Annotated in this window: 12 protein-coding genes; 3 read left to right on the top strand and 9 right to left on the bottom strand. The window is 40.9% G+C overall.

Annotation, left to right across the window (positions count from 1 at the left end; genetic code table 11):
• Positions 1-166 precede the first annotated feature (166 nt).
• The 3 genes from fadB (at position 167) to tusA (ending at position 3,938) form a co-directional block, all read left to right on the top strand.
• On the top strand, positions 167-2,326 hold the full coding sequence (gene fadB, locus HJP15_RS19360; RefSeq protein WP_170174400.1) for a fatty acid oxidation complex subunit alpha FadB: 2,160 nt from the start codon (positions 167-169) through the stop codon (positions 2,324-2,326).
• Positions 2,327-2,330: 4 nt separating this feature from the next.
• Positions 2,331-3,500, top strand: coding sequence for an acetyl-CoA C-acyltransferase FadA (gene fadA / locus HJP15_RS19355; protein WP_054206581.1), 1,170 nt, complete (start codon positions 2,331-2,333; stop codon positions 3,498-3,500).
• Positions 3,501-3,698: 198 nt separating this feature from the next.
• Positions 3,699-3,938 carry a sulfurtransferase TusA gene (gene tusA / locus HJP15_RS19350; RefSeq protein ID WP_054206582.1) on the top strand — a complete coding sequence of 80 codons (240 nt, stop codon included), beginning with the start codon at positions 3,699-3,701 and terminating at the stop codon, positions 3,936-3,938.
• A gap of 33 nt (positions 3,939-3,971) precedes the next feature.
• Here the strand turns inward: tusA and HJP15_RS19345 are convergent, their stop codons facing one another.
• The 9 genes from HJP15_RS19345 to dnaA all read right to left on the bottom strand — a co-directional run bounded on the left by HJP15_RS19345 (position 3,972) and on the right by dnaA (position 14,826).
• Positions 3,972-4,496 carry an REP-associated tyrosine transposase gene (locus tag HJP15_RS19345; protein ID WP_054206583.1) on the bottom strand — a complete coding sequence of 175 codons (525 nt, stop codon included), beginning with the start codon at positions 4,494-4,496 and terminating at the stop codon, positions 3,972-3,974.
• A gap of 117 nt (positions 4,497-4,613) precedes the next feature.
• The gene (locus HJP15_RS19340) at positions 4,614-5,036 is read right to left on the bottom strand and encodes a hypothetical protein (protein WP_170174399.1); all 423 of its coding nucleotides are present in this window, start codon (positions 5,034-5,036) and stop codon (positions 4,614-4,616) included.
• 106 nt (positions 5,037-5,142) lie between these two features.
• Complete coding sequence (locus HJP15_RS19335) at positions 5,143-5,592, bottom strand: early set domain-containing protein (RefSeq protein WP_054206585.1); 450 nt, start codon at positions 5,590-5,592, stop codon at positions 5,143-5,145.
• 60 nt (positions 5,593-5,652) lie between these two features.
• A complete protein-coding gene (glyS, locus tag HJP15_RS19330) occupies positions 5,653-7,722 on the bottom strand; it encodes a glycine--tRNA ligase subunit beta (protein ID WP_170174407.1) in 2,070 nt (689 codons plus the stop codon).
• A 7-nt stretch (positions 7,723-7,729) separates the two neighbouring features.
• Positions 7,730-8,632, bottom strand: a complete 903-nt coding sequence (gene glyQ / locus HJP15_RS19325; protein WP_054206587.1) for a glycine--tRNA ligase subunit alpha — start codon at positions 8,630-8,632, stop codon at positions 7,730-7,732.
• Between the two features lie 142 nt (positions 8,633-8,774).
• Positions 8,775-11,201 (bottom strand): DNA topoisomerase (ATP-hydrolyzing) subunit B, encoded by a 2,427-nt coding sequence (gyrB, locus tag HJP15_RS19320; protein WP_054455841.1) that lies wholly within the window; start codon positions 11,199-11,201, stop codon positions 8,775-8,777.
• 12 nt (positions 11,202-11,213) lie between these two features.
• The gene (recF, locus tag HJP15_RS19315) at positions 11,214-12,308 is read right to left on the bottom strand and encodes a DNA replication/repair protein RecF (RefSeq protein ID WP_054206589.1); all 1,095 of its coding nucleotides are present in this window, start codon (positions 12,306-12,308) and stop codon (positions 11,214-11,216) included.
• A gap of 6 nt (positions 12,309-12,314) precedes the next feature.
• Entirely contained in the window at positions 12,315-13,418 is a 1,104-nt protein-coding gene (gene dnaN, locus HJP15_RS19310; protein ID WP_054206590.1) for a DNA polymerase III subunit beta, read from the bottom strand.
• Positions 13,419-13,431: 13 nt separating this feature from the next.
• Positions 13,432-14,826, bottom strand: a complete 1,395-nt coding sequence (gene dnaA, locus HJP15_RS19305) for a chromosomal replication initiator protein DnaA (RefSeq protein WP_054206591.1) — start codon at positions 14,824-14,826, stop codon at positions 13,432-13,434.
• Between the last annotated feature and the right edge of the window lie 299 nt (positions 14,827-15,125).

Raw genomic sequence — 15,125 nt, 5'->3', positions numbered from 1 at the left:
AAAGACAAACACTTCACCTACACCTTAGCATCAAACAAGCTATATTTTAACCAGTAGAAAGTCCGCTTAGTAAATTTTTCGTTGCATTTTTAATTTAAAGCAAGCACACTGATTGAAATGCAAACTCATCGTACCAGTCTTAGTTCACTAACTAGGGAGAATAATAATGTTATATAAAAGCGATTCCTTTGAAGTTGCTTTCATCAAGGATAATATCGCCGAGTTCAAATTTTGTGTTGCAGGTTCTGTAAACACCTTGTCTCAGCAAACCTTGAAAGATTGCGCTTACGCATTAAAAGAATTAGCCGCCAACAGCGACATCAAAGGCATGATTTTTACCAGTGATAAAGACCACTTTATTATTGGTGCCGATATTTTCGAATTTTTACCGACATTCACTAAGCCAGAAGCTGAATTAGTTGCCTGGATTAAAGATGCCACTGATGTTTTTGATGCGGTAGAAGATTTACCATTCCCAACTCTAAGCGCCATAAACGGCTTAGCACTTGGCGGTGGTTGTGAGTGGGTACTCGCTACCGATTATCGTGTTGCTAGTACAACCGCAAAAATTGGCCTGCCAGAAGTTAAACTTGGCATAATGCCAGGATTTGGTGGCACGGTGCGCTTACCGCGCATTGTTGGCGCCGATAACGCCATGCTTTGGATCACCGCCGGTTCTGAAAATCGTGCAGCTGACGCCCTCAAAGTAGGCGCTGTTGATGCGGTAGTTAGTGCTGACAAACTTTTAGAGTCAAGTATATCAACACTTGAATTAGCGATTGCTGGCAAGCTAGATTGGCAAGCAAAACGTAATGTAAAACTCCAACCGCTTAAATTAAACCGCGTTGAGCAAGGCATGAGCTTTGCAATGGCAGAAGGTATGGTAATGGGTAAAACCAAAGGCCACTATCCTGCTCCTATCATGGCGGTTCGTACTATTAAAGCAGCTGCTAACTGTGAACGCGCCGAAGCAATGGCAATTGAAAATGCCAACTTTGCTAAATTAGCTCGTACACCAGAAGCTGCTGCGCAAACAGGTATATTCTTAGCTGATCAATACATCAAAGGTAAAGCGCGCAAACAAGCTAAAGCCAGTGATGTAGCCATTAAACAAGCAGCTGTACTTGGTGCTGGTATTATGGGCGGTGGTATTGCTTACCAATCGGCTTATAAAGGCACGCCAATCATAATGAAAGACATCCAGCAGGATGCGCTTGATTTAGGTATGACCGAAGCATCTAAGTTTTTAGGCCAAAAGGTTCAACGTGGTCATATGACGATGGACAAAATGGTTGCGACGTTAGGTAAAATCAAACCAACTCTTAACGATAGCGATTTACAAAGCGCTAATATCGTAGTTGAAGCCGTTGTTGAAAACCCTAAAGTTAAACAAGCGGTGCTTGCAGGTCTTGAAAAAGATATGCCAGCAGGTACGATTCTAACCTCAAACACATCAACAATTCGTATTGATGAGTTAGCGACTGCCCTTGAAAAGCCTGAAAACTTCTGTGGTATGCACTTCTTTAACCCTGTGCCTAAAATGCCATTAGTAGAGATTATCCGCGGCGAGAAAACCTCGGAAAAAACCATTAATGCCGTCGTTGATTACGCCTTAAAACTAGGTAAATCTCCAATTGTTGTAAATGACTGCCCAGGTTTCTTTGTAAACCGCGTTTTATTCCCATACTTTGCAGGCTTTAGTAAATTAGTTGTCGAAGGCGCTAACTTTGCCAAAGTAGATAAAGTAATGGAAAACGTGTTTGGTTGGCCAATGGGCCCGGCATACTTACTTGATGTTGTAGGTATTGATACTGCATATCATTGTACAGGTGTTATGGCTGATGGTTTCCCTGAGCGCATGTCACGAGCAGAAAAAGATCCAGTTTCAGTATTCGCTAACGAAAAACGTTTTGGTCAAAAGAACAAAGCGGGTTTCTACCAATATGCGCCAGATCGTCGTGGCCGCTTGAAAAAAGCCCAAGATCCACAATCAGTTGAGCTACTGAGTTCAATCACTGATGCACCAAAAGAGTTTGATAAACAAGAAATTATCGATCGCTGTATGGTGCCAATGATCAACGAAGTGCTACTTTGTTTACAAGAAAACATTGTTGCTTCTCCACAAGAAGCTGACATGGCACTTATTTACGGCATCGGTTTCCCTCCATTTAGAGGCGGTGCGTTCCGTTACTTAGATCAAACTGGGCTAGCTAACTTTGTTGCAACCGCAGACAAATACGCTCACCTAGGTGCGATTTACCAAGTATCTGAGCAAACTCGCAAATGGGCTGAAGAAGGCCGTATTTTCTATAAGGTGGAAGGATAAGACCATGAATACTCCAGTAATTGTAGATTGTATTCGCACGCCAATGGGCCGTTCTAAAAACGGTGTATTTAAACACAAGCGTGCCGAAGATTTAAGTGCTCACCTAATGAAGGGTTTACTTGATCGCAACCCAGCCGTTGATCCAGCATCGATTGACGATATCTATTGGGGTTGCGTACAACAAACTTTAGAGCAAGGTTTTAACGTTGCACGTAATGCATCATTGCTTGCAGGCATTCCGCATTCTGTTCCTGCAACAACGGTGAATCGTTTATGTGGTTCATCAATGCAGGCATTACATGACGCTGCTCGCGCAATTATGACTGGCGCGGGTGACACCTACCTAATTGGTGGTGTTGAGCACATGGGTCACGTACCAATGACTCACGGTAATGATTTCCATCCAGGTCTTGCAACTTCAATCGCGCAAGCATCTGGTTCAATGGGTTTAACAGCAGAATACCTAGCAACAATTCACGGCATTAGCCGTGAGCAGCAAGACCAATTTGCATATCGTTCGCATCAGCGTGCTCATGCAGCAACTGTTGAAGGTCGTTTCCGTCGCGAAATCCTCGCAATGGAAGGTCATGATGATAATGGCTCACTGATTTTAGTTGAAGATGATGAAGTAATTCGCCCAGAAACAACAGTAGAAGGCTTATCACAGCTTCGCCCTGTGTTTAATCCTGCATCGGGCTCAGTAACTGCCGGTACGTCTTCAGCTCTTTCTGATGGTGCATCTGCGATGTTAGTAATGAGCGAAGAAAAAGCGAAAGCTCTTGGCCTGCCAATTCGTGCACGCGTAAAAGCGATGGCGGTTGCGGGTTGCGATCCATCAATTATGGGTTACGGCCCAGTACCAGCGAGTAAAAAAGCACTTGCACAAGCTGGTATCACTATTGATGACATCGACGTAGCTGAACTTAACGAAGCATTTGCCGCGCAATCACTACCGGTATTAAAAGACTTAGGTCTTGCTGATGTAGTTGATGAAAAAGTGAACCTAAACGGCGGTGCTATCGCTCTTGGTCACCCTCTGGGTTGTTCAGGCTCGCGTATTAGCACATCGCTTATTCACTTAATGGAAGATAAAAACGCAAGATACGGTTTAGCGACCATGTGTATTGGTTTAGGCCAAGGCATCGCGACTATATTTGAACGTGTTCAAGACTAATTAGTTTGAACACGTAAACCATCTCTTGGTGATTAAAAGCCGTACTGATTAATTCAGTACGGCTTTTTTATGATTCGTTTCCCAGATTGGCCTTGATATGTATCATTGAAGTGGCTTTATTTATCGCGCTCAGGTCGTTAAACTAGCAGCCTTAAATTAACCATTAAATGCGACCGCATACGCTAAGGTAAATCAACCATGAGTTTTGATAACCCCGATCACCAATTAGACGCCATCGGCCTACGCTGCCCAGAGCCTGTCATGATGATCAGAAGCGCGGTACGCAAAATGGAAAATGGCGAAACCTTATTAATCACCGCAGACGACCCCTCCACTACCCGCGACATCCCCAGCTTCTGCATGTTTATGGATCACACCCTAATAGCCAAAGAAGTCGATGCCGTACCGTATAGGTATTTGGTGAAGAAAGGGTTATAGGTTGGGTTGAGTGAAACGAAACCCAACAAAAAATTATTCTGCGTCTATACTGATATTTACAGCATCAATTCCCCAATCAACAGCTAATGCCCCTGAATTTACATATTTATGAAAGCTAGAGTATGGCCAATCAACAGCTCTGGTTACATATTTATGTTTCACAGGATTATAATGAATGTAGTTAATATGGTTTTGCAGATCATTATCGTCTCTAATTTTATGCTCCCAGTAACGACGTTGCCATATGCCACGCTCAGATTTAGCAATTCGGCTTGTGCTGCGAAACTCATCTATCGGCAGCGACCTTGAAAAATAGCTTTTAATTAATCGCCACCGCAAAGCATAGTCTCTATCATTTACAGGAAGTTGCCATAGTGCATGTAGGTGATCGGGCATGATAACAATTGCAATTGTTTTTACTGGATACCTTTTAATAACTTTTGAATAAGCACTACGCAATGAGTCAATATTTTGTGTTAGGTATTCTTTATTTCTGTTTTCTAGAGTCAATGTGAAAAAATAACAAGCCCCAGAGTCTAAAACCCGCCTATATTGCATCTATATTCATCCATGAACAATTTTAATTTTTTAACTATAGAACACAAAGTATATTAGGTACATGTAGGTTGGGTTGAGTCTTGCGAAACCCAACAATATACAAATTCTCCCAACGGTTCATACAAGAACCTTTTCTACAATTACCTCGCTAGGAATTGATCCCCCATTAATTTCTCTTATTGATACTTCCTTTTCGTCTGGATAAAACTCATTCTCTAGCTTTTTCATTATTATGTTGTATTTTTCAAATAGCTCGGAATCCAAAACATACACATACCCTTCACAATTATTAAATTTTGCGAATTTCTTAGCTATTTTAAAGCTTGTAGTGGTCGAAACCCAAGAAGACTCATATATGGCTGAATCATACTGATGATAAATACATGAGTTATTATCACTAAATCCAGACTCAAAACCGGCTCCAGACTGTCCAGCTAGCTCTCCTGCACTCAGTACTGCATCAATTTTATTACTCTTAGGTATAATATTTCCTTTATCTATTTTGTCTAATCCTATATTAACCCCGCGGTATAACTTCATGGTCTTCTTTAAACTTATTTCTATTAATAGTTATATAAGCCTTATAATGTGGATAAGCTATGCCATGTTGGGTTTCGTTTCACTCTACCCAACCTACTTCTGACAGCTATTTTTTAGTTATCGTCACTTTCGGTTGATCATAGTTACTATAATCAATGCTGACGATGTAGCTGCCCTTTATTGCTGGTGTGAAACTTAAGTAGTTATAGGTAGTATCGCAATCGGCTAAAACGCTTTGCCCTAACGTCAGAGATTGACCGGTTGGATCTTGTTCACTGAATCCGCAATTATAACCTGCGCTCCAATCCATATCGGCAATTTTAAATTCGTACACTTTACCTGGCGTTGAGAATTTCACGTTCGCTTGATAAAGCGCAGGCGCGACTTGAGTAAATGCATATTGCGTTTCTGCGTCCCATAAATTGAAGTCACCCCGTAAGTACATAGTACGGTCAAGCTCTTTACTTGGTAGTACATCGCTAATATCAGGCATTTGTATTTGGCTTGAGCATGCGGTTAATAAGCTTGCGAGCGCAAGCGTAATAATTCGTTTCATTAGTTAACCTCTTATACAAAAAAGCCAGCATAGCTGCTGGCTTTTTAATCTACGCTTAATTTACTTCTGCAGGACAGAAATATCAGCAATATCTAAAAATAGACCGCTAAGTTGACTTAGTAATGCTAAACGATTTTGCTTAACGGCTTCATCGTCTGCCATTACCATTACGTTATCAAAGAAGTTATCAACACTTTCACGGATACCCGCAAGTTGTGCTAATGCTTCTTGATAATCGCCCGCAGCATAAAGCGGAGCAAGGTCAGTGGCAAATTTTGCGACTTGTGCTGCAAGAGCTTTTTCAGCGTCGTCGCTTAATAAACTCTCATCAACAGTGCCTTGTGCTGTAATGTTATTCTTAGCAAGAATATTACTTACACGTTTATTTGCTGCTGCAAGCGCTTCTGCCGCGTCTAACGTACGGAAGTGGCTTACGGCTTTAACACGACGGTCAAAATCAACTGGTTTAGTTGGACGGCGTACTAACACAGCTTGAATAACATCAACTTCAATGCCTTCGTCTTGATACCAAGCGCGGAAGCGCCCTAGCATAAATTCAAATACATCGTTTGATACATTTGCGTTTGTTAGCTTTTCGCCAAACAAACTTTGCGACTTAGCAACCAGATCAAGAATGTCTAATGACAACTCTTTCTCAACCATAATACGTAGTGCACCAATAGCAGCACGACGAAGAGCAAATGGGTCTTTATCGCCTTTTGGCGCTTGGCCAATACCAAATATACCCACCAGCGTGTCAAACTTATCTGCAATCGCAACAGCGCAACTGATCAAGTTTGTTGGTAAGCTATCGCCGGCAAAGCGTGGCATGTACTGCTCGTTTTGTGCCATGGCTACATCTTCAGCTTCACCGTCATGACGTGCATAGTGCATCCCCATAACACCTTGAACGTCAGTAAACTCCATGACCATTTCAGTCATTAGGTCAGTTTTACTTAACAAACCAGCGCGCTCTGCAAGGGCTTTATCTGCACCAAGTTGTTCAGCGATATAACCGGCAAGTTGTGCAATACGCTCAGACTTGTCTTTAAGCGTGCCCAATTGCTTTTGGAACAATACGCTATCAAGTGATTCTAGGCGGCTTTCAAGTGTTTTCTTTTTATCTGTTTCAAAAAAGAACTGCGCATCAGCCAAACGTGGGCGCACTACTTTTTCATTACCAGAAATTACAACGGTTGGGTTTTTACTTTCAATGTTTGACACAAACAAAAACTTGTTAAGTAATTTGCCATCTTGATCTAGTAACGGGAAATATTTTTGATCGTCTTTCATGGTGTAGATCAGCGCTTCGGCTGGTACATCTAAAAATGCTTCTTCAAATGTTGCGGTCAAGGTAACTGGCCATTCAACAAGTGAAGTAACTTCTTCAAGTAAATCTTCATCCATTGCAACAACGGCATTAACTGCTTTTGCTGCCGCTTCAATTTGGCTACGTATTTGCGCTTTACGCTCCTCGTAATCAGCAACAACATGTGCAGACTTAAGCACCTCAAAAACATCATCAGCATGGTTAATGCTAATTTTTTCTGGGTGATGAAAACGATGGCCTTGTAGTTGGTTGCTAATTACTTTACCAAGCACTTCGCCTTCGATTAATTGATCACCAAACAAAATAGTTGCAGTATGAACCGGACGAATAAATTGAGTTTTATTCGAGCCCCAGCGCATTGGTTTCGGTATAGGTAATTTAGCCAATGCTTTATTTACTACATCATTCATTAACGCAGTAGTGTCTTTACCTGCAACTTTGGCAATATGTAGTAACCATGCGCCTTTATCGGTTTCAAGTGTTTGTGCTTCACTTACTTCGATACCACAACCACGAGCCCAACCCATTGCCGCTTTAGTTGGGTTACCTTCTGCATCAAATGCAGCTTTAGTTGCAGGGCCGCGTTTTTCAACTTCTTTGTCTTGTTGCTTAGCTTCTAATGCTGTTACTTGTAAACCTAAACGACGAGGCGATGCATACCAACTAACACCTTGGTGAGTAAGCTCTAAGCTCGCAAGTTCAGCGGTTAAGTTTACAGAAAATGCTTCTGCAAGTTTACGCAGTGATTTTGGTGGCAACTCTTCAGTGCCAATTTCGACTAATAAATTTTGTGCTGACATGCTCATGCTACTTATCCTTACACAGCGGGAAACCAAGCGCTTCGCGTGCATCATAATAACTTTGTGCACATGCTTTAGATAACGCTCGAACGCGTAAAATATAACGTTGGCGCTCTGTCACTGAAATTGCATGACGTGCATCAAGCAAGTTAAATGCATGCGATGCTTTCATTACCTGCTCATACGCTGGTAATGGTAAGCCAGCTTCAATTAGCTTTTGGCTTTGCGCTTCACATTTATCAAACTGTGCAAACTGATCTTCAACGTTAGCATGTTCAAAATTATACTTTGATTGCTCAACTTCGTTTTGGTGAAAAACATCGCCATAGGTAACACGACCCATTGGACCATCAGCCCAAACAAGATCGTAAATACTGTCAACGCCTTGAATGTACATTGCTAGGCGCTCAAGTCCGTAGGTGATTTCACCCGTTACAGGAGAGCACTCTAAGCCACCCACTTGTTGAAAGTAAGTAAACTGTGTTACTTCCATGCCGTTTAACCAAATCTCCCAACCAAGACCCCATGCACCTAATGTAGGTGACTCCCAGTTGTCTTCTACAAAGCGAACTTCGTCAGTAAGTGTATCAATGCCTACAGCGGCTAAAGAGCCTAAATAAAGCTCTTGAATATTCTCTGGTGATGGTTTTAATACCACTTGGAATTGATAGTAATGCTGTAAGCGATTTGGATTTTCACCATAACGGCCATCGGTAGGACGGCGACATGGTTGTACATACGCGCTCGACATTGGCTCTGGACCAATAGATTTTAAGAATGTTTGCGGGTGAAATGTCCCTGCGCCTACTTCCATATCGAGTGGCTGAATAATGACACAGCCTTGCTGTGCCCAGTAATCCTGTAAAGCCAGGATCAAACCTTGAAAGGTTTTAACGTCATATTTTTGCATATTTGGCTTTTAGTATCTGCTGTGATGTAGCGTGAAAATTACACTCAGTATACCTTGTGCGAAGTCAGGTTTTAAGCAGTTTGTGCAATTGCAGTCAATAAAAAAGGAGCCCTTGGGCTCCTTTTTTGATTCTCAAAGAGAATTAAACATCGAGGTTAACTACGCGTAATGCGTTCGTTTCGATAAACTCACGGCGCGGTTCAACTTGGTCACCCATTAACGTAGCGAATAATTGGTCTGCACCAACGGCATCTTCAATGGTTACTTGCAGCATACGACGAGCTGAAGGATCCATGGTAGTTTCCCATAGCTGACTTGGATTCATTTCACCCAGTCCTTTATAGCGTTGGATGTATAAACCACGCTTAGACTCAGTGATTAACCACTCTAATGCATCTACAAAGTTATCTACGGCTAGGGTCTTCTCACCACGTTGAATATAAGCACCTTCACTTAGGATATTGGCAATGTTAGTGCCCGTCACTGCGATGCGCTTATAATCACGTGAAGAGATAAAGTCATGGCTTAGTACATGTGCTTTATCAACACCATGTTGGCGAATATTGATCACTGGGTAATACAAGTTACGCTCAGTATCGTGCTCAGTTGCAGCAGCAAAGATTGTCGCATCTTCATCACGCTCAACTAAATCGGCAACAAGGGTATTAGTCCATGCAATGACTTTGGCTTCGTCAGACAAATCAGCTTCGTTTAGTTCTGTTTGATAAATTAAACGTTCCATCACTGTGTTCGGGTATTTACGCTTTAAGCGCTCAATAACTTTTACAGTATTTTGGTAATCATGAACAATCGATTCTAAAGCCTCACCTTCAAGTGCCGATGCATCTGCGCTGGTATACAGTGCAGCACCATTTAATGCTAATGAAGTTAGGTATTCGACAAGCGCTGGATCATCTTTAATATAACGCTCTTGTTTACCTTTTTTCACTTTATAAAGTGGTGGTTGTGCAATATAAATATAACCGCGTTCTACGATTTCTGGCATTTGACGATAGAAGAAGGTCAATAGTAGCGTACGAATGTGCGAACCATCGACGTCAGCATCGGTCATGATAATAATACGATGATAGCGTAACTTTTCAGGGTTATACTCATCACGGCCAATACCACAACCAAGTGCAGTGATAAGGGTTGCTACTTCTTGTGAAGAAAGCATCTTATCAAAACGCGCTTTTTCTACGTTTAGTATTTTACCTTTAAGCGGAAGAATCGCTTGATTCTTACGGTTACGACCCTGCTTGGCTGATCCGCCAGCAGAGTCCCCTTCCACTATATATAGTTCAGACTGTGCTGGATCTTTTTCTTGGCAATCTGCTAACTTACCTGGTAAACCAGCTAAATCCATAGCGCCTTTGCGACGAGTCATTTCACGGGCTTTACGCGCAGCTTCACGGGCACGCGAAGCATCAATGATCTTACCAACAACTATCTTCGCATCCACTGGATTCTCTAGTAAGAATTCAGTGAATTTTTCAGCCATTGCTTGTTCTACCGCGGATTTAACTTCGCTCGAAACTAGCTTATCTTTCGTTTGTGATGAGAACTTAGGATCAGGAACTTTAACGCTTACAACTGCAGTCAAGCCTTCACGGGCATCATCACCGGTGGCATTACTGGTTGTTTTAGCTTTTTTGTTAAAGCCTTCTTTTTCCATATAGTTGTTAAGTGTACGTGTTAGCGCAGATCTGAAACCGGCTAAATGAGTACCACCATCACGTTGTGGAATGTTATTTGTAAAACAGTAAATGTTTTCTTGGTAAGCATCATTCCACTGCATTGACACTTCAACGCTAATTCCATCTTCTTCACGTTCGTGAGTAAAGTGGAATACACCTTTATGGATAGGTGTTTTGTTACGATTTAAGTATTCTACAAACGCTTGAATACCCCCTTCATATTTGAAGTGGTCGCTTTTATTCTCTTCGCGTTCATCATTTAAAATAATACTCACACCTGAATTCAGGAATGATAATTCGCGTAAACGCTTAGCTAGAATATCGTAATGAAAATCTAAGTTAGTAAATGTTTCAGCACTTGGCCAAAAACGCAGTTCAGTACCTGTTGTTTCTGAATCGCCAATTACAGCTAATGGCGCGTCAGGAACACCCATTGTATAAAACTGCTCATGCAATTTGCCTTCACGGCGAACTGTTAACTTTAATTTTTCTGAAAGCGCATTAACTACTGAAACACCAACACCGTGCAAGCCACCTGATACTTTATATGAGTTATCATCAAACTTACCACCAGCATGCAGTACTGTCATAATTACTTCAGCAGCTGATACACCTTCTTCTTCATGAATAGACGTTGGAATACCACGGCCGTTATCTCGAACAGAGACTGAACCATCTAAATGAATTGTCACATAGATGTCATCACAATGACCTGCTAAGGCTTCATCGATAGAGTTATCAACGACCTCAAACACCATGTGGTGTAAGCCTGTGCCATCATCGGTGTCCCCTATATACATTCCAGGACGCTTTCTTACTGCGTCTAATCCTTTTAGTACTTTAATACTCGACGAATCGTAATTCTCAGACATGGTTAATCCCACTTATCTTGTTATTAGGTTGCCATGTTTCACGTGGAACATTTGTAGTTCTCGTTGCATGGGTTCCACCACAGCAGAAATACTTTCGGATTCAATAGCAGAGATAAATATTTGAGAGCGACAGTGCGACAGTAATTGGCCGACCTTCTCTTTCGTATCTTCCCCTAACTCCGAAGGTAAATCATCTATTAGCAATATTGATTGCTTTTCTGTCTCTGACTCAATCAAACTATTTTGCGTTACTTTTAACGCATAAAGCAATAGTTTGAGTTGACCGCGTGAGAATGTATTCTCAACACTGTTGCCAGCGACACTAAAACTAAAATCAGCTTTATGTGGCCCTTTGTTTGTAAAGCCTTGGCGACTATCGCGCTCAAAACTTTGCTCAAGAGCATCGGCTAGAGATTCACTCTCTTTCCATCCAGCATAAAAGCTTATTTCTAAATCGCGTATAAGCGTTAATTCTGCACACATTTTACCAAAAAACTGCTGCTTAAACCTACTTATATACGCAATTCGTAAATTATTTATTTGTTCTGCCAGTCTAACAAATTCTTTATCCCAAAACTTGATTTGGTCAAAATAATTCTTAGGCTTACTTTTCAGTAGTGCATTACGTTGTTTCAATACTTTATTGAACGATTGCCAGAGATAAAAAAAGTCTTGTTCCACGTGGAACAATCCTAAATCTAAAAACTTTCTCCGTTCTTTAGGTCCGCCAAAAAACAGTGAATAGCTTTCAGGAGTAATTACCTGCACAGGCATTAACTGAGCAAGTTCAGACACTCGACGGCTAGATTTACCCTGTATTTTTAATTCTGTTTCACCACTGAGTGTTTTACTAATACCAATTGGTATCGATAAATTGTAAAGAGACTTACGGCCATGAATGGTAAATTTTTCTTGATGGTGAGTAATGATACTTCGGTGTTTAGGCGTGCGAAATGATTTGCCATGAGAAAGGAAATATATCGCCTCTAAAAGGCTCGTTTTACCACTACCGTTTTCACCATATATAACATTTATTCCATCAATTGGCTCTAATGTGAGAGCCTCAATATTACGAAAATGACTGAGGCTCAAATGACTTAAACTCATAAGTGACTATAAGCGCATAGGCATAACAACGTACATGGCTTCTTCATCACCCGCACCTTCGATCAATGCACTACTATTCGAATCGGCAAGCGTAAATAATACATCTTCTGTTTTAAGTGTATTCAATACATCAAGTACATAGGAAACGTTAAAGCCTATTTCTAAATCATCACCTTGATACCCAACTTCAACAATTTCTTCTGCTTGCTCTTGCTCTGGGTTATTGGCTGTAATTTTTAATAGCCCATTCGATAAGTTTAAACGTACGCCTCTAAACTTTTCGTTCGACAATATTGATACTCGTTGAAACGCACTGCGTAACCACTCGCGGTTTGCAGTAATCACTTTATCTCCGCCACGAGGTAAAACACGACGGTAATCAGGAAAGCGTCCATCAACTAATTTACTGGTAAAAGTAAATTCAGTGTCAATAATACGAATGTGGTTAGCACCAAACTGAATTGTTACTAACTCATCATCAGCAACCATCAATCGCATAATTTCTTGCACGCCTTTACGCGGAATAATTAACTGGCGCTGAGTATTTAATGACTGCGGCAACTGCTTTTGTGCGATTGCTAAACGGTGACCATCTGTTGCGACTGTTTTAATGTCTGCATTATCTACTTCAAACGACATGCCATTTAAGTAATAACGTACATCTTGGTTTGCCATTGAGAAATGGGTGCTTTCAAGTAATTTTCGCAGCTCAAGTCGGGTTAGCTGAAACTCAACCTCGCCGTCCCACTGCTCTAAATTAGGGAAGTCTTCAGCAGCAAGCGTTGTTAATGAAAAACGACTTTTACCACTGGTCAGTAGTAACTGATGATCTTGACTTGCTAATGTCAGCTCTGAACCGTCTGGCAAGCTTTTACAAATATCGAGTAATTTTTTAGCTGGCAAAGTCAATTTTGTATCATCAACATCGTCGCCAACAAACACGTTTGCGACGAGCTCAATTTCTAGGTCTGTACCTGTCATTGAAAGCAGACCATCTTCAACCTCTAACAAAACGTTAGATAGAATCGGCAAAGTATGTTTGCGCTCGATTGCACCCGATACTTGCACTAAAGGTTTTAAGAATTGATCTCTTGATATGGTTATTTGCATAATAAAGTCAGCCTTAAGATGACAATGTTCTTATTAGGTTTTGATAATCTTCTTTCACTTCGTGGCTTTCGTCACGTAGTGATTTAATTTTACGACATGCATGTAACACAGTCGTGTGATCACGCCCGCCAAATGCATCGCCAATCTCCGGTAAGCTGTGATTAGTCAACTCTTTAGACAATGCCATTGCTACTTGGCGGGGCCTCGCTATAGAACGACTACGGCGCTTTGACAGAAGATCGGAAATTCGAATACGGTAATACTCAGCAACTGTGCGTTGAATATTATCTATTGTTACTAGCTTGTCCTGCAAGGCGAGTAAATCACGTAATGCTTCTTTTACAAAATCGATAGAAATTGGACGACCAGTAAAGTTTGCATTGGCAATAACACGGTTAAGTGCCCCTTCTAATTCACGTACATTTGAACGTAATTTTTTTGCGATAAAAAAGGCAACTTCATGCGGTAAATTAATTTTACTCTGCTGCGCTTTTTTCATCAAAATTGCAACTCGCGTCTCAAGCTCTGGCGGCTCTATTGCGATAGTTAAACCCCAACCAAAACGCGATTTAAGGCGATCTTCAACCCCTTCAATCTCTTTTGGATAACGATCAGAGGTTAAAATAATTTGTTGATTACCTTCAAGTAACGCATTGAAAGTATGGAAAAATTCTTCCTGTGAACGCTCTTTATTAGCAAAAAACTGAATATCATCGATCATTAAAGCATCAACGCTACGATAATAACGTTTAAATTCTTCGATAGCGTTATTTTGCAGTGCTTTAACCATATCTTGCACAAAACGTTCTGAGTGCATGTAAACAATTTTTGCATCTGGCTTATTTGCCAAAATACCATTACCAACCGCATGTAATAAATGTGTTTTACCTAAGCCAGTGCCACCGTATATAAATACAGGGTTAAAAGCAGCGCCTGGATTATCGGCTACTTGCGTTGCCGCAGCTTTAGCTAACTGATTAGATTTACCTTCTACAAAGCTGTCAAAAGTATAGTTTTCTTTAATATTCGATTTATAAGCAGATTTAGGCGCAGGCTCTACAACAGCTTTAGCTTCTTTAGGTTGCTGACGACTTGCTGGTTGCGAAAAAGTAACCGATGAATTATCAACTACAGGTGCAGTCGCTGCCTGAGTATTCAAAATTGGTTTACTGCCTACATCAAAACGTAACTCTGGTGCTTCGTCTTTACAGATTTCTACAAGTAGTTCATTAATCCGGTTTAAATATTTTTCTCTCACCCAATCAAGAACAAAACGATTAGGCGCATAAATCGTCAGGGTATCTTCGGTACTTTCTGCTTGAAGTGGTCTTACCCACATACTGAACTGCTGCGAAGGCAGTTCATCTTGCAATACATATAAACAACTTTGCCAAACCGACAGATACACAGTTAAACTCCCAAAGATTCAGTTTCATTCCCGGTCATCAATAATGATGGAAAATTAAACATTTACGACTACAAATTAGGCATTTATTTCACCCAAGACCGAGTATTATGAAGGGACTTTATCCACAAGTACAAGATTGATTTCTTTTAAAAAGATGATCTCTGCACAAAAAACATTTAAAACACTGATTTTAAATGAATATTATTTTCCCAACCAAAGGATGATCATAACAAAAAACACGTTAGATCGCGATTAAAACCTACGATCTATTTTAGTTACCCCAAGCTTTTATGCACTTT

This window comes from Pseudoalteromonas sp. NEC-BIFX-2020_002, from assembly GCF_013002825.1.
GTDB classification, from domain to species: Bacteria; Pseudomonadota; Gammaproteobacteria; order Enterobacterales; family Alteromonadaceae; genus Pseudoalteromonas; species Pseudoalteromonas neustonica.
Note: the sequence above shows the minus strand (reverse complement) of the source record. Positions and strands in the feature narration are given on the sequence as shown.